Source organism: Actinomycetes bacterium (genome assembly GCA_035506535.1).
GTDB lineage: Bacteria > Actinomycetota > Actinomycetes > DATJPE01 > DATJPE01 > DATJPE01.
Genome location: DATJPE010000063.1, coordinates 229,650 through 245,251 on the forward strand (window position 1 = coordinate 229,650; position 15,602 = coordinate 245,251).

The 15,602-nt window shown below is 70.5% G+C and carries 16 protein-coding genes and 1 tRNA gene; 11 read left to right on the forward strand and 6 right to left on the reverse strand.

Annotated elements, in window-relative coordinates; genetic code table 11:
• Nucleotides 1-54 precede the first annotated feature (54 nt).
• Complete coding sequence (locus VMI11_09715) at nt 55-369, forward strand: winged helix-turn-helix transcriptional regulator (GenBank protein HTY72685.1); 315 nt, start codon at nt 55-57, stop codon at nt 367-369.
• Nucleotides 370-521: 152 nt separating this feature from the next.
• Here VMI11_09715 and VMI11_09720 read toward each other — a convergent pair whose 3' ends face one another.
• Complete coding sequence (locus VMI11_09720; protein ID HTY72686.1) at nt 522-986, reverse strand: hypothetical protein; 465 nt, start codon at nt 984-986, stop codon at nt 522-524.
• 163 nt (nt 987-1,149) lie between these two features.
• Here VMI11_09720 and VMI11_09725 point away from each other — a divergent pair, with 163 nt between their 5' ends.
• The 3 genes from VMI11_09725 (at nt 1,150) to VMI11_09735 (ending at nt 3,866) form a co-directional block, all read left to right on the forward strand.
• On the forward strand, nt 1,150-2,322 hold the full coding sequence (locus tag VMI11_09725) for a histidine kinase (GenBank protein ID HTY72687.1): 1,173 nt from the start codon (nt 1,150-1,152) through the stop codon (nt 2,320-2,322).
• Between the two features lie 7 nt (nt 2,323-2,329).
• Nucleotides 2,330-2,980: a response regulator transcription factor gene (locus VMI11_09730; protein ID HTY72688.1), complete on the forward strand. Its 651-nt coding sequence runs from the start codon at nt 2,330-2,332 to the stop codon at nt 2,978-2,980.
• Between the two features lie 142 nt (nt 2,981-3,122).
• Complete coding sequence (locus tag VMI11_09735; protein ID HTY72689.1) at nt 3,123-3,866, forward strand: class I SAM-dependent methyltransferase; 744 nt, start codon at nt 3,123-3,125, stop codon at nt 3,864-3,866.
• Between the two features lie 6 nt (nt 3,867-3,872).
• Here VMI11_09735 and VMI11_09740 read toward each other — a convergent pair whose 3' ends face one another.
• Complete coding sequence (locus tag VMI11_09740) at nt 3,873-4,277, reverse strand: EamA family transporter (protein HTY72690.1); 405 nt, start codon at nt 4,275-4,277, stop codon at nt 3,873-3,875.
• Nucleotides 4,267-5,247, reverse strand: coding sequence for a glycosyltransferase family 2 protein (locus VMI11_09745; protein HTY72691.1), 981 nt, complete (start codon nt 5,245-5,247; stop codon nt 4,267-4,269). The genes VMI11_09740 and VMI11_09745 overlap by 11 nt, the downstream gene beginning before the upstream one ends.
• Before the next feature lie 127 nt (nt 5,248-5,374).
• Here VMI11_09745 and VMI11_09750 point away from each other — a divergent pair, with 127 nt between their 5' ends.
• Nucleotides 5,375-6,112 (forward strand): sugar phosphate nucleotidyltransferase, encoded by a 738-nt coding sequence (locus VMI11_09750; protein ID HTY72692.1) that lies wholly within the window; start codon nt 5,375-5,377, stop codon nt 6,110-6,112.
• The gene (locus VMI11_09755) at nt 6,109-7,326 is read left to right on the forward strand and encodes a polysaccharide biosynthesis protein (protein ID HTY72693.1); all 1,218 of its coding nucleotides are present in this window, start codon (nt 6,109-6,111) and stop codon (nt 7,324-7,326) included. The genes VMI11_09750 and VMI11_09755 overlap by 4 nt, the downstream gene beginning before the upstream one ends.
• 1 nt (nt 7,327) lies before the next feature.
• Here VMI11_09755 and VMI11_09760 read toward each other — a convergent pair whose 3' ends face one another.
• From VMI11_09760 to VMI11_09770, 3 genes are all read right to left on the reverse strand, one after another.
• A complete protein-coding gene (locus tag VMI11_09760) occupies nt 7,328-8,197 on the reverse strand; it encodes an NAD-dependent epimerase/dehydratase family protein (protein ID HTY72694.1) in 870 nt (289 codons plus the stop codon).
• 23 nt (nt 8,198-8,220) lie between these two features.
• Complete coding sequence (locus tag VMI11_09765) at nt 8,221-9,864, reverse strand: hypothetical protein (GenBank protein HTY72695.1); 1,644 nt, start codon at nt 9,862-9,864, stop codon at nt 8,221-8,223.
• An 80-nt stretch (nt 9,865-9,944) separates the two neighbouring features.
• A tRNA-Leu gene (locus VMI11_09770) sits at nt 9,945-10,028 on the reverse strand.
• A 159-nt stretch (nt 10,029-10,187) separates the two neighbouring features.
• Between VMI11_09770 and VMI11_09775 the strand changes: the two genes are divergently transcribed.
• The 5 genes from VMI11_09775 to VMI11_09795 are packed head-to-tail and all read left to right on the forward strand — an operon-like array spanning nt 10,188 to nt 15,600.
• Nucleotides 10,188-10,946, forward strand: a complete 759-nt coding sequence (locus VMI11_09775) for a DUF3662 and FHA domain-containing protein (protein ID HTY72696.1) — start codon at nt 10,188-10,190, stop codon at nt 10,944-10,946.
• Between the two features lie 12 nt (nt 10,947-10,958).
• Complete coding sequence (locus VMI11_09780) at nt 10,959-11,438, forward strand: FHA domain-containing protein (GenBank protein HTY72697.1); 480 nt, start codon at nt 10,959-10,961, stop codon at nt 11,436-11,438.
• A 6-nt stretch (nt 11,439-11,444) separates the two neighbouring features.
• Nucleotides 11,445-12,671, forward strand: coding sequence for a PP2C family serine/threonine-protein phosphatase (locus VMI11_09785; GenBank protein ID HTY72698.1), 1,227 nt, complete (start codon nt 11,445-11,447; stop codon nt 12,669-12,671).
• Nucleotides 12,668-14,155 (forward strand): FtsW/RodA/SpoVE family cell cycle protein, encoded by a 1,488-nt coding sequence (locus VMI11_09790; protein HTY72699.1) that lies wholly within the window; start codon nt 12,668-12,670, stop codon nt 14,153-14,155. Before VMI11_09785 ends, VMI11_09790 begins: the two co-directional genes overlap by 4 nt.
• Nucleotides 14,152-15,600, forward strand: coding sequence for a penicillin-binding protein 2 (locus VMI11_09795; protein HTY72700.1), 1,449 nt, complete (start codon nt 14,152-14,154; stop codon nt 15,598-15,600). The genes VMI11_09790 and VMI11_09795 overlap by 4 nt, the downstream gene beginning before the upstream one ends.
• Nucleotides 15,601-15,602 lie beyond the last annotated feature (2 nt).

The following is a 15,602-nucleotide window of genomic DNA, read 5'->3' on the forward strand; positions in this document are numbered from 1 at the left end:
TGCCGATACCATCGGCTCGCCCGGGAGAGCCGGGCTCGGGTGCGGGAGGCGGTCATGACGGCGACGTCGGGGCTCGGCGCGGACACGGGGACCCCAGCGGCGCGAGCGTGGACCTTCCTGACCAACCACGGGCACGTCATGGTGTTCCTGAGCCGACAACCGGACGCGCGCATCCGCGACGTGGCGGCCGCGGTGGGCATCACGGAGCGCGCGACGCAGGCGATCCTCAGCGAGTTGGAGGCCGACGGCTACCTCACGAGGGTGAAGGCGGGGCGCCGCAACCGTTACGAGCTGCACCCAGACCTCACCTTCCGCCACCCCATCGAGGCCAGCCGACCGATCGGTGAGCTGCTGCGCATCTTCGGCTAGACCCGTCGGTGGGAGTTGTCAGACGCAACGGGCGGCCGAGCGCCCGAACCGCCTGACAACACGTCCGTGGACGCCGTCATCACGTTGCGCCGGCGGAGCTGTCATGCGTTTCGACAAGGCCCCTTGCCGAAACGCATGACAGCCCGAGGCGGTCAGGACACGAAGTAGTGGATGACCGAGGCAAGGCTGAAGACGACGCCCACCAGCAGGCCGAGCCCGCCGAGGACGAGAGCGCTCATGGTCATGCGTGGACGTACGTGTGCGTCGCGCGCCCGGAGCGCGAGCGCGATGGCTCCGATACCGAGCACGGGCTGGCTCAGGCTGAACCACACCGGCGTGGCGAGCACCAGCAGGATGCCGAGGGCGAGACCGGCTTTGGCGCACCGATCGGGGTTGCCCCAGACCGCGCGGGCGACCGCGTACACGATGGCGGCCATGCCCACGATGAACGCGCCGACGTAGAGGTCGGTGCTGGCGATGTCATCGTGGTTGGGCCGGTTCATGGACAGGTTGATGATCACCATGCAGGCGCCGCCGAACACGAGCGACGTTGCGGCGACGGTGCCGGGCGTCCAGCGCGAGGTTCGACCCGGGGCGGTGGTGGTGAGTGCGGTCATGTCAGTTCCTCCGGTTGATGGTGGGCGGGACTCGCCCAACCGTGGCCGGTGAGGAGTGGGCACGTCGTCCGTGCTGCGGCCGATCCGGATCCTCCGTGAGGCAGATTTCGGGGTCCCTCTCAAGGGGGAGGACTGGCGCCGGTCCCGCGCATACAGTTCCCGCGTGAGCGATCGACTGGAGGCCCGGTGGGCGCGGCTCACCGTGCGCTCGCAACGGTTCAAGACCTATCCCGGCGACGTCCTCCTTGCCCTGGTCCTGGGCGTCCTGGTGCAGTTCGACATCCACGGCGATCCCCAGTGGCGGGGGCCGATCTGGGTGAACTCCCTGTGCATGCTGTTCGCCGCGCTCGCTCTGGTCTGGCGGCGCGCGTACCCGACCGTGACCTGCGCCGTCGTCGTCGGTGCCGTGGCGATCCCGGCCGCCCTCTACGGGGCCTCTGACTCGCCGGTCGCGCTGTTCATGATCCTCGTCGTGGCCTACACCTCTGCGGCCCGCTCCAGGTCGCCCCTGCTGGCTTCGTTGATCCTCGCGTCGGGCATCGCCCTGCACGACGTCAGGGACCCACAGATCAAGTCCATCGGCGACTGGACGTATGACTCGACGATCCTCGGTCTGACCTTCCTCGTCGGGCTCACGAGCCGTTGGCGGCAGCGCCGGCTCGAGAAGGCGGAGCACGCCATCGGCGAACGCGCGCTCGAGCTCGAGGCGCTGGCAGCCGAAGCCAGCGCAGAGGAACGTCGCCGGATGGCCCGCGAACTCCACGACATCGTGTCGCACAGCCTGGGCATCGTGGTCCTGCAGGCCGGCGCGGCGGAAGCGGTGCTCGACACCGATCCCGCACAGGCCCGTCAGGCGATGGAACTCATCCGTCGTACCGGACTCGAGGCCATCAACGAGATGAGCCGCCTGCTGGGCCTCCTGCGTGGGGAGCCGGAGGCGTCACGAAGCCCCCAGCCGTGCCTGTCCGATGTGGCCGGTCTCGTCGAGCGCACCCGCGTCGCCGGGCTCGACGTACGGCTCGACATCGAGGGGACGCCCGTGGAGCTGCCGGCCGCCATCGAGCTCTCGGCCTATCGCGTGGTGCAGGAGGGTTTGACGAACGTGCTCAAGCACGCGGCCGGCTCACCGACTCGGGTCGTGCTCCGCTACACCGAGGACGAGCTCGAGGTCAGCGTCCGCAATGAGTCGCACGGACAGTCGGCCGGAGCAGCGCCCAGCGGAGGGCGCGGACTCCCCGGCCTGCGCGAACGCGTCGCCGTCTTCGGAGGCCGCTTCGACGCCGGACCGGTCGACGGCGGCTGCTGGCGCCTGCAGGCCGCACTTCCAGTCACATGAGTGGACGATGAGCGTTCGCGTCGTCCTGGTCGACGACCAGCCGGTCGTCCGCAGCGGGCTGCGGATGATCCTGCAGGCCCAACCAGACCTCGAGGTCATAGGGGAGGCCGCCGACGGTGTCGAGGCGATCGAGGTCATCGCGGCGTCGGACCCCGACGTGGTGCTCATGGACATCCAGATGCCGACGCTGGACGGCATCGAGACCACCCGACGACTCCGGGCCTCGGGCTCGCGGGCTCGCGTTCTCGTCCTGACGACGTACGCGCTCGACGCCTACGTCTTCGACGCGCTTCAGGCCGGCGCTGCTGGCTTCCTGCTCAAGACCGACCCACCGCAGACGATCGTGGACGGCGTCCGTACCGTCGCCGCAGGGGACGCGCTTCTCGCGCCGCAGGTGACTCGGAGGATCATCGACACCTTCGTGGCCCGGGCTCCGGCAGCACCGCAGGAACCGCCCGAGCTGAGCCGCCTGACGGAACGGGAGCGCGACGTGCTCAAGGAGCTCGCGCGCGGACTCTCCAACGCCGAGATCGGGCAGGCCTTGTTCATCAGCGAGGGAACGGTCAAGACGCACGTCGCGCGGATCCTCGACAAGCTCGGCCTGCGCGATCGCGTCCAGGCGGTCGTGTACGCCTACCAGCACGGTCTCAGCGGCTGAGACCACGGTCACGCCCCGTCCGATCTGGTGCGCGAACCGGGTCGACACCGCCATCGTGACCGTCGAGGAGGCCGGCCACACCCCGTCCGGTCGGCAATACAGTGGGGATAGTGATCCGGCGTCATCAGGCGCCGCGGACACGATGACCGACAGCCACGCGGGAGCGATCGTCATGACCGTGGGCGGGACCCCACCCGGAGGCGACGTCGAGGATCCGGATGCCGTCGTCCGGGAGTGGTACGACCAGCACTACTCGCTGATCTCCGCCTCCGCAGACGGATCGTTCTTCTCCCGGTACATGCACCGCACGATGGAGCGGCGATACGGCATCGCGAGCTCCTTCGATCGAGTGCTCGAGGTGGGCGGCAACCGAGCAGAGCACCTTCCATTCGTGCGGCACGGCTATCGCGAGTACGTCGTCAGCGACCTGTTCCCCCCGATCCTGGACGGCGCCGCCGCTGCCGACCCGCGGGTGAGCGCCGTGTCGTGCGACGTCGCTCGACTGCCCTTCCGCGACACCGCCTTCGACCGCCTGATCGCGACCTGCCTGCTCCACCATGTCGACAGCCCGATGCGGGCCGCGCAGGAGATGCGTCGCGTCACCCGGGTGGGAGGAGTCATGACCATCCTGGTGCCGACCGATCCCGGACTGGCCTACCGGTTCGGCAAGGCGGTGACCTCGGGCCGGGCGGCCCGGCGCGCCGGGTTGGCGGAACGGCATCGCCTGGTGGCGGCGCTCGATCATCCGAATCACTTCGGCTCGATCAAGGAGCAGCTGCGTCACGTTTTCCGCAACGACGCGCTGACGATCGACTGGTGGCCCTGGCGGATGCCGAGCATGAGCCTCGAGGCCTTCGCGGTGTTCACGGTGGTGCGGTCCTGCTGAGTCGGGTCAACGTCTCAATCCGCTGCCGATCAGGGCGATGCCGAGCAGGACGAAGGCACTGCCGAGGAGCTGGACGGCGGTGGGACGCTCCTTGAACAGCCAGAGGCTGGCCACCAGCGTGAGGCACAGCGTCGCCCCCACCGCCACGGGATAGGCGACGCTCAGCGGTGCACGCGTCAGCAGCACCATCCAGAGCAGGAAGCTCGAGACGTACGCCGTCGCGCCCACGGCCGACCACCACACGGGCGCCGTGTTCCACCGCCCGGCTCCGACGTCGGTCTGCGCCTCCGGGAGCCACTTCTTGACCAGCACGATCCCCGCCACGCTGAGCAGGGTGTAGCCGACGAACAGGATCGCCACCAGGGCGACCGGGCCACGCAGCGCGTTCGCGCTCGTCTGCTCAGCCAACATGCTCGCCCTGTGCGCCGCCGGCCGGGCCGGGGTCGCCGATCGTCCTCGCGATGAGGTACCGAGGCCGGCCCTTCACCTCATCGAAGATCTGGCCCACGTACTCGGCGATGACGCCGAGGAAGAGAAGCTGCAGGCCACCGATGAAGGAGATCACGGCTAGCAGGCTCGTCCACCCGGGTGCGACGTAGTTCTGGGTGAAGTACGCGGCGATGGCGATGCACCCGTAGACGACGCTGAGCGTCGACATCACGACACCGATCCCGGCCGCGGCCCGCAGCGGGAACTTCGAGAAGGAGGTCACCCCGGTCGCCGCGAACTCGATCAGCAGTCGCAGCGAGTACTTGCTCGTGCCGGACTCGCGATCCCTGGACGTGAAGCCGACGTAGGCGACGGTGAAGCCGACCCAGCTCGTCAGCCCGCGGATGAAGGGGTTCCGCTCGGGGAGCTGGTCGCGGAAGACGTCCACCACGCGCCGGGACAGCAGCCGGAAGTCGGCCGAGCCGACTCGCAGATCGATGGAGGCGAGCCGGGACATGAGCCGGTAGAAGAGCTCGCTGGTCTTGCGCTTGAACCACCCGGTCCTCGGCGCATCCTGTCGGACCGCCTGCACGACATCGGCCCCGCGTTCGAACGCCTCCAGCAGATCGAGGATGACCTCCGGCGGATGCTGGCCGTCCGAGTCCAGCATCACCGCGGCGTCCCCATGGCAGTGCTCGAGCCCGGCGACGAGCGCCGCCTGGTGGCCGAAGCGCCTCGAGAGCACGAGAGTTCTCACTCGCGGATCGCTCGCGCAGATCTCCTCGAGGCGCCGCTCGGTCTCATCCGACGAGGGGTCCATGACGTACAGCACCCGGCTCGTGTACCGATCAGCGATCTTGTCCAGCACGCCCGAGAGCTCGGCGTGAAAGGCCTGGATCCCTTCCGCCTCCCGGTAGACCGGGCAGATGACCTCGATGTGACGCTCGCTCACGTCTGACGGCACCTCGATCCGTCGTCTCCGAGCCGCGCGTGACGACTCGAGGGTGAGGCGCAGCCGGCGCTTCATACTAGGCTGCAGGAGCGAGTTCCTCTCTCGACGTCCCGGAGGCGCTGGACAGATGATGGCGGTCCTCCTCGCCGGAGGGCTCGGTACGCGGCTGCGCCCGTACACGATGAACATCCCCAAGCCGCTGCTCCCGCTGGGGGACGTACCGACCATCGAGATCGTGGTCCGTCAGCTCGCCGAGCAGGGCTTCGACCGCGTCGTCGTGACCCTGGGGCACCTCCCCCAGCTGCTCATGGCCTTCCTGGAGGACGGCTCTCGCTTCGGTGTGGCTGTCGAGTACGAGGTCGAGAACCAACCGCTCGGCACCGCCGGGTCGCTGCGCCTGGTGCACGGACTCGATGAGTCGTTCATCGTGATGAACGGCGATCTCCTGACGACGGTCGACTTCGCCTCGCTGCTGACGCAGCACGAGCAATCGGGCGCTGCGGCGACCGTGGTCCTCACGCCTCGGCAGGTGCACATCGACTACGGCGTCGTGCACGTCACGACCGACCGGCGACTGGTCCGCTACGAGGAGAAGCCGACACTGGACTACCTGGTCAGCACCGGGATCTACGCCTTGAGCAGGAGCGTCGTGGGACACGTTCCCGAGGGACGCTTCGACATGCCCGACCTGGTGACGGCGCTGCACGAGTCCGGCGCGGACGTCCGTTGTCAGGTCAGCGACGCGTACTGGCAGGACATCGGGCGCTTCGACGACTACCAGCAGGCGAGCGCCGACTTCGTCGCCGACCCCGGCCGGTTCCTGGCCCCTCAGTCACTGGCCAGCATCCACGCGGGCCAAGCATGAGTTCGCTGCCACCCTCTCGTGCCAGTCTCGCTGCCCTCGTCGCACAGCGAGAGCGTTCGCTGTTCGCCCACGACGTCCTCGCCCATGCCGACGCGCTCCGCGAAGCGCTGCACGGGCGGCGGGTCCTGGTCATCGGCGGCGCGGGCAGCATCGGCTCGGCCACGGTCCACGAGATCGCGCGGGTCGGTCCCGCCGCGCTGCACGTGGTGGATGTCGACGAGAACGGCTTGGCCGAGGTCGCGCGCGACCTGCACAGCTCCGGCACCCTCGATGAGGACACCGCGTTCCGCACGACGCCACTCGACTTCGGCGGCCGCACGATGCGACGCCTGCTGGACGGGGACGAACGCTACGACCTGGTGTTGAACTTCGCGGCGATCAAGCATGTGCGCTCCGAGAAGGACGTGCTCTCTCTGCTGCGCATGCTCGAGATCAACGTGGTGGCCGCACGACGCTTGTTGGAACGGCTCGCGGAGCTCGGGGTGCCTCGATACTTCGCGGTGTCGACCGACAAGGCCGCCAACCCGGTCAACCTGATGGGGGCCAGCAAGCGGGCGATGGAGCTGGTCATGCTCGACGACCGCCTTCCCCAGGAGGTCACCTCTGCACGGTTCGCCAACGTCGCGTTCTCCAATGGCTCGCTCCTCGACGGCTGGTTGAGACGGCTCGACAAGCGGCAGCCCTGGGCGGTCCCGGTCGACACGCGGCGGTACTTCGTCACCCCTGAGGAGGCCGGGCAGCTGTGCTGCCTGGCGGCATCAGTGACGACCGACCGGCGCGTCGTCATCCCGGCCCTCGACCCCGACCGGCACTTGCGCGACCTGGTCGAGGTCGCGGTCGAGGTCATGGGCGCGCTGGGCCTGGAGCCGGACTTCTGCGACACCGAGGAGCAGGCTCGTGACCACATGCAGCGCGTCGGGGGAACCAAGCGCTGGCCGCTGCTTCTCACGCCGCTCGACACGGCCGGCGAGAAGGCGTTCGAGGAGTTCGTCGGGACGCATGACACCGTCCACGACGGGGAGTTCAGCGAGCTGAGAACGTTGACCACGACCTTGCGGGATGCGCGAGCGGTCGATGACTTCCTGGGCCGAGCGAACGACTTCCTGGACGGCGCTGCCGAGGCCACCGCCGAGGCCATCGGCGCCGCCCTTCAGGAATTCGTGCCTGAGCTTCAGCACAGACGCAGTGACAACAGCCTCGACCAGCGGATGTGAGTCACCGAGAGCCCAACATCTGCTCCGCCAGGTCCTCGAGTGACTCTGCGGGCAGGCCCGCAACCAGTCGACGCAACAACGAGGGATCGCCGACCACCCGAGGGATCCCCCCGGGCGAGGTGCTCTGGATCGTCACGGGGACACCGCGGTGATCGGCAAGGGCGGTGATGACGTCGTGGAAGCTGTGGCCGACGCCGGAGCACACGTTGACGACGTGGGGAGGGTCCTCGACCTCGCCCAGGGCCAGCAGGGCGTGCGCGACCCATCGGAGACCGACGAAGTCGCGCACCAGGCTGGCGTCCCGGACGGTGACGACGCCGTCGGCGTCGGGCAGGGCGCGTACCGCCTCGACGAACTCCCCCGTCGGTGTGGTTCGGGGCTGGTCGGGTCCCACCACGTTGAAGACTCGCGCGACGACGACGTCGAGTCCCCGCTCCGACAGGTCGAGCAGTGCCTGAGTGCCCGCGAGCTTCGACGTCCCGTACGAGGAGACCGGGCTGGTCGGGTCCGTCTCGGCCACGAGAGTCCGTACGGGCACGCCGTACTCCGCGGCGGAACCGACGTGCACCAGCGGCACCGACCGGGCGAGGCAGGCTCTGCCCACCAGGTCGGGCAAGGCTGAGTTCGCCGCGTGCAGGGCGGCCTCGTCTCCGGCGATCAGGCCGGCGCAGCTGACGACCAGGCGTACGTCATGGTCGTGAAGCGTGCGCTCCAGCTGGTCCTGGCTCGTGACACGCACAGTGCCCGGTGACGCGGGCCGCCGGGACCCGATGACGACCGGACCGCGTCGGGCGGCCTGGGCGGCAAGCTCACGCCCGATCCAGCCGGTCCCCCCGATCACCATGGTCGCGCCGGGCCGGGGCGTGCTCACCGCAGCAGTCTCGCACCGGCCAGCTAGCTGCTGCTGTAGGTGTAGGGCAGGTCCGCCGGGATCGGCACCGTCGAGCAGAACGGTCGACCGAAGCGGTGCTGGTACACGAGATACGCGCCACGGATGATCTGGTTGCGTGTGTACGCCGAGCCGCCCACCCCCTTGTTCACGAGGGCCACGGCCGCGCACCGCCGCCGATCACCCGCGGCTGTCGGGTCCCCGAGGAGGATCTCCCGATAGACCGAGTCCACGATCTGGTCGGAGGGGCTGACCCGTTCAGCCCGCGTGGCCTCGAAGTTCACCGTCAGCAGGCTCGCGCCGAGGATCGCGATGAGCAGCGAGGCGACCGCCCAGAGCCCGATGCCGCCCCGTTCGGTGAGCCACAGGTCCGCGGCGACGAGCAACGACACGACGGCGACCGCGAACCCGACCCACGTCACGACCGTGTGGCGATAGGGCAGGCCGATCCCCGCGATGACCTGCTGTGCCTGGACCGAGACCGACATCACCGCCGCGCTGCCCAGGGCGAGCGTGGCCGCGAGCCCGGCCGCCTGCAGGAGCGCCACGGTCTGAGCGCGACGCGCATCGGCGCCGGTGGCGACCCGGGGCAGCAGGAGCCGGATCGCCAGCAAGCCCACCCCGCCGACGAAGCACCAGAGGACGAGCGGTGAGGCGAACGGGCCCGGCAGACCCCCCAGCCCGGCGTGGGACACGTCCCGTGCGGCCTGCGCGCGACCCGTCCCGGGGATGCTCGAGGCGACGTTGTTCCACCATGTGCGCAGCAGCCCGACCCCGAAGGAGGGCTTGATGCCGACGTACTGCTGGGTCGTCTCCGCCGACACCAGGGCGTGGACCAGGACGTAGGACACCGCGAACGCAGCGAGCAGGCTGCCGCCCACGACCAGCTTTGCCCGTCGGCCCGCAGCCGAGCGGGCGCTGGCCGAGACCGGCTGGAGGACCAGGGCGAGGAGAGCAACCGGGACCGCGACGTAGAACAGCTCGTACGCCGTGTTGAGGGCGACGCCGACAGCCACCATCGTCCCCACGGCCAGCACGACCGAGGACCTCCGAGGAACCCGTACGAGCCGCTGGGACAGCCAGAGAGCGAGGGCCGGGACCCCGAGACCCACGACGACGGCCCCGTAGGTCAGGACCGCATACGAGGTCCAGCCGTTACGGAACTGGGCCTGTGCCTGCACCCCGGCCGCACCGAGCAGCAGCGCACCGGCGCTGATCAGCCCGAGGGCGCGCGGGTCGAGGCTCACGAGAGCGCCCGCAGACGTACGTCCGCGCAGGCAGGCGGCGAACAGCACGACCGCGAGGACGGCGAGGGCAACCAGAACTACCTTCTGCATGCCCTGGACGACGGCCTCCGGCGTCCCCGTCGCGAGACTGGTGTTGGTCACGCCCGTGTAGGAGAGGAACTGCACGAACTCGGAGAGCGGGTCGAAGCGGCCCTCGTGCAGACGCGTCGGGATGTTGTGCCACGGGATCGTGACCAGCCGCAGCCAGTGGCTGCCGGTGCGCCCGGGCGCGGTCAGGTAGAGGTAGCGCTGATCGGCGTTCACGGGCGCGACGAGGACCGGCCACAGCATCACCAGGGCACCACTGATGAGGGCGAACAGTGCCGCCGCCCAGGCCAGACGACGTCGAAGCGAGGTCGTCACCTGGTCGCTGCTCCTTGGGGTTCAGTGCTCCTCGGGCTCAACGCTGATCGGGAGTCGGACCAGCCGGGGGGAACGGGGGGTGCGCGAGGGGGGAGTTGAACCCCCACACCCTTCCGGGCACACGGACCTGAACCGTGCGCGTCTGCCTATTCCGCCACTCGCGCGAGTGAGTCCCCCAGGGTACACGTGCCGGCGTGGCCCGAGCGTCGCGACCACGGGTCCCGGGGCCGCCGCGGTCTACGATCGAGGCCAGGCACGACCGGCGCGGCTCCTGCCCGGCCGACGTCGCCGTGGACTCGACGAGCGCCGGGAGGAGGACCGCCATGGGTGTGCTCGACCGCTTCGAGAAGCGGCTCGACCGCCTGGTCAACGGCGCCTTCGCCCGCACCTTCAAGGCCGAGGTCGAACCGGTCGAGGTGGCCGCGGCGCTGCAGCGCGAGTGCGACGACCGAGCCGCCATCGTCGACCGCAACCGCCGGGTCGTCCCCAATGTCTTCACCGTCGAGCTCGGCCCGCACGACTACGAGCGTCTCCAGCCCTACGCCGCCCCGCTGGGGGCGGAGTTCGCCACGATGGTGCGCGAGCACGCCGAGGAGGCCGGCTACACCTTCTTCGGCCCGGTGGACATCGAGCTGTCCCGCGCGGAGGACCTCGACACCGGCTTGTTCCGTATCCGCAGCGACGTACGTGCCTCCGCCGATGCCTACCCGCCCGCGCCGGCCGCGCCGGCCACTCCCCTCGCTCCGGTGGCCGCGACGGCGCGCCAGCCCCAGGCGCCGACCGCCCAGCCGACGGGGGCCCGCGAAGGAACCCCATCGCTCGAGCACGACGGGCAGCGATGGGCCCTGCGCTCCCCGGCGACCACGATCGGCCGGGCGCCGGAGTGCGACATCCAGATCGACGACCCGGGGATCTCCCGTTCCCACGCCCGCATCGAGCTGGACCCCGACCCGGTCGTCATCGACCTCGGCTCCACCAACGGGACCTGGGTCGATGGTCGCCGGGTCCAGCGGGCCCCGCTGCGGGACGGGTCATCCCTCGCCCTGGGCTCCACGACCTTCCTCGTGCGGCTCGGGCGCTAGGAGCCACCGACGGTGTCGGACTTCTCGCTGCTGCTGGTCAAGGTCAGCTACCTGGCCCTGCTGTGGCTGTTCGTCCTCGTCGTCGCCTCCGTCATGCGCCGCGATCTGTTCCCGCGTCGGCGCGCCGCGACCACGAAGACCGCGACCGCACCGCCGGCGCGGACGACGAAGGCCCCCAAGCCGGGGAAGGCCGCCCGGGGCGCCCCGCGCACCCTGGTGGTCACCAGCGGGGCGCTCACCGGGACCACGCTGCCGCTGGCCGACCAGCCCATCACGCTCGGCCGGGCGCCGGACAACACGATCGTGCTCGACGACGACTACGCCTCCGGCTATCACGCCTGCCTTCGCCCCTACGAGGGCCGGTGGCTGGTCGAGGACCTCGGGTCCACGAACGGGACCTACCTGGCCAAGCAGAAGGTCACCAGTCCGACCGTGGTCCCGCCCGGCGTACCGGTCAAGGTCGGCAAGACCTTGCTCGAGCTGCGGAAGTAGCCGGCGGTGACGCTGACCCTGCGCACGGCCGCCCGCTCAGACGTGGGCCTGGTCCGCACCAACAACGAGGACGCGGCGTACGTCGGCCCGCACCTGCTCGCCGTCGCCGACGGGATGGGCGGGCACGCGGCGGGGGAGATCGCGAGCAGCACGGTGGTGGCCGCCCTGCTGCCCCTCGACGAGCAGGAGCCCGGTCCGGACCTCGACGTCACCCTGCGGCGAGGCATCGACGCGGCCAACGAACGGCTGCGGATCGCGGTGGAGAGCAGCGAGGCGTACGAGGGGATGGGCACGACGCTGACCGCGATGCTGTGGGACGGCACCCGGCTCGGGGTCGCCCAGGTCGGTGACTCGCGTGCGTACTTGCTGCGCGACGGGGAGCTGCGCCAGATCACCTCCGACCAGACCTTCGTCCAGCGCCTGGTCGAGGAGGGCCGCCTCACCCCCGAGGAGGCCGAGCACCATCCCCAACGCTCGTTGCTTCTGCAGGCCCTCGACGGGCGCAGCGACGTCGAGCCGGCCGTGCAGGTGACCGTGCCGCAGGTGGGGGACCGCTTCCTGCTCTGCAGCGACGGGCTGTCGGACTACGTCGACTTCGAGGCCATCGCCGGGTCCCTGTCACTGGACTCACCGGACCTGGCCGCCGACGCGCTCGTCGCGCGGGCCCTGGACAACGGGGCACCGGACAACGTCACGGTGATCGTGGCCGACGTGGTGGAGGACGGCACGGTCGACGTCGGCCGGCGCCTGCTCGGCGCCGCGGCGCGCGAGACCCCGGCCGGCCCGCCCGGCAGCCCTGTCGAGGAGGAGGCGGCCGCGGCGGAGCGGGAGGGGGCGGAGCCCGTACCGGGCCGGACCACCGGCGCCCACGCGGGCGATCTGACCCGCAGCCGTTGGGTGTGGCTGGCGACCCTGGGGGTCGTCGTGGTCATGGCCGTCGGCGGCATCGTCGTCTTCTGGCACTGGACGCAGAAGCAGTGGTTCGTGGGGATCACCGACGGGGTGGTCACGGTGTCCCGAGGGATCGACGTCGACCTCCCCGTGCTCCGCCTGCACCACGTGGTCGAGCGCACCGACCTCACCGCCGCGAGCCTGCCCCAGTACGAGCTCGAGCAGGTGAGCAGCGGGATCCCCGCCCGCGACCGGGCCGCCGCCGACCAGACGGTGGAACGCCTGCGGGAGGCGGCGCAACACTGCCTGCAGTCTCCGACCACCCAGGGCTGCCCATCGTGAGCACCACCGCCACCGCGACGAGGACACCCCCGTCGGCCCCGCCCGCGGGTGTGGGTGGCGCCGGCCGGCTCGCCGAGCTCGTCCTGCTCGTGCTGGCCGTGGCCGTCGGCGCAGGCGCCTACGCCCAGGTCCGGCTCGCCGACACCGGCCGCCTGCCGGTCGGCTTCTGGGTCTGGGTGGCGGTCGGCGCGGCGATCGCGCTCGCCGCGCACGTCGCGGTACGTCTGCTCGCACCGTACTCCGACCCGGTCATCCTCCCCGTCGTCGTGGCCCTCAACGGGCTCGGTCTCGCGCTGATCTATCGCCTCGACATCGCCGCGCAGGACCGGGCCACCAGCCGCGGCGGTGCCCCGCCCACCAGCTATGCCGAGCACCAGGTCGTGTGGACGCTGCTCGGGGTCGGCCTGTTCGTCCTCGTCCTGCTCCTCGTTCGCGAGCTTCGGGTCCTGTCGCGACTCACCTACACGGCGATGCTCGTCGGCCTGGTGCTCCTCGTCCTCCCGTTGCTGCCGCACGTCGGCGTGACCATCAACGGCGCCCGCATCTGGATCCGCGTCGGCGGCCTGTCCTTCCAGCCCGGCGAGGTCGCCAAGCTCGCCCTCATCGTCTTCTTCGCCGGCTACCTGGTGGTCAAGCGCGACGTCCTCTCCCTCGCCCGCAGCCGGGTCCTCGGCATCGACCTGCCCCGCGGACGTGATCTCGGCCCCATCGTGGTCGCCTGGCTGGCCAGCCTCGCCATCCTCGTGTTCCAGAAGGACCTCGGCACCTCGCTGCTGTTCTTCGGGCTGTTCGTAGCGATGCTCTACGTCGCCACCGAGCGAGTTGGCTGGCTGGTCATCGGTGCCGTGCTGTTCCTGCTCGGGTCGACCGCCGCCTACCTGCTGTTCGCGCACGTCCACGACCGCGTCCAGGTGTGGCTGCACCCCTTCGCCGACCCGAACACGAAGGGCTACCAGATCGTCCAGGCTCTGTACGGCCTCGCGGACGGCTCCATCCTCGGGTCGGGGATCGCGCAGGGCCACCCAGACCTCGTGCCCTTCGCCAACTCCGACTTCATCGTCTCGACCGCGGGTGAGCTGCTGGGGCTCACCGGGCTCATGGCGCTGATCACGCTGTACGCGATCCTCGTCGAGCGCGGCCTGAAGGCGGCCGTCCAGGTACGCGACCCCTTCGGGCGCCTGCTCGCGTTCGGACTGGCGTTCGCCGTGGGGCTGCAGGTCTTCGTGGTCGTCGGCGGGGTCACCCAGCTGATCCCGCTGACCGGGCTCACCACACCGTTCATGTCGCAGGGCGGCTCGTCCCTCGTGGCCAACTGGGTGCTCGCCGGGCTGTTGCTGCGGGTCAGTGACACCGCTCGCCGGCCCCCGCCGTACGTCGCTCCGCTGGAACACGTACCGCCGGCCCCGCCGCCCGGCGTCACCGCGCAGCCCACCCCGCGCGACGGGGGCGACCCGCTGGTGGACACCCAGGTGGTGGGGTCGTGATCCGCCCGCTGCGCCGGATGACGCTGCTGCTCGGTCTGCTGTTCTTCTCGCTGCTCGTGCAGGCGACCAGGGTGCAGGTCATCGAGGCCCGGCACCTGCAGACCGACACCGGCAACATCCGGCCGATCATCGCCCAGTACGGACGCGAGCGCGGCGCGATCCTCGTCGGTCCGGCACCGGTCGCGCGATCGGTGGACACCGGCGACGCGCGCCTGCGCTACGAGCGGCGCTACCCGATGGGTCCGTTGTACTCCGCCGCGACCGGCTTCTACTCCCTGGTGTACGGCGCCACCGGCATCGAGCGGGCGGAGGACCCGATCCTGTCCGGGACCGACCCCCGGCTGCTCGGCAGCCAGTTCAGCGACCTCATCCAGGGGCAGGCCCGCAAGGGCGGGTCGGTCCTCCTGACGCTGAACGCGGCCGCCCAGCAGGCCGCCTACGACGGGCTGCGCAAGTACCGCGGCGCGGTCGTCGCCATCGAGCCCTCGACCGGGCGCATCCTCGCCCTGGTGTCGAGCCCCTCCTTCGACCCCAACCCCTTGTCGGCGAACAACGCCAAGACCGAGACCACCGCCTGGAACGCCTACACCAAGGACTCCAACCAGCCGCTGCTGAACCGCCCGCTCGCGAAGACGTACCCCCCCGGCTCGTCCTTCAAGATCGTTACCGCCGCCGCCGCGCTGTCCAGCGGCAAGTACACGATGACGACGGAGATCCCCGCGCCCGCCGCCCTGCAGCTGCCGCAGTCGACCAAGAAGCTGCCGAACTACGACAACCGCCCATGCTTCGGCGGCAAGGTGACTCTCGAGCAGGCGTTGCAGATCTCGTGCAACACCGCGATGGCCAACGTCGGCCTGACGCTGGGCGACCAGACACTGCGCGAGCAGGCCGAGAAGTTCGGCTTCAACCACACCTTCCAGGTCCCCATGACCGCGGCCCAGTCGGTGTTCCCGGCCGACCTCAACGCGCCGCAGACGGCACTCGCCGCGATCGGCCAGTACGACGTCCGGGCCACCGCCCTGCAGATGGCGATGGTCGCCGCCGGGGTGGCCAACCACGGACTGGTCATGAAGCCGTACCTCGTCGAGCAGGTCAACGGGCCCGACCTCGCGCCCCTGTCGCGGACCGAGCCCCAGGAGTTCGACCAGGCGGTCACCCCCCTGGTCGCCAGCGAGCTGACCGCGATGCTGGTCAACGTGGTCGACAACGGGACCGGTCGCCCCGCGAGGATCCCGGGGGTGCAGGTGGCCGGCAAGACCGGGACCGCGCAGACCAGCCCGGGCCACCCGCCGCACGCGTGGTTCGTCGCCTTCGCCCCGGCGCAGGACCCCAAGGTCGCGGTGGCGGTCGTCGTGGAGGACGGCGGGAACCTGGGGTCCGAGGCGACCGGCGGCAAGCTGTCGGCCCCGATCGCGAAGGCCGTGATCCAGGCGGTGCTCAAGTGACC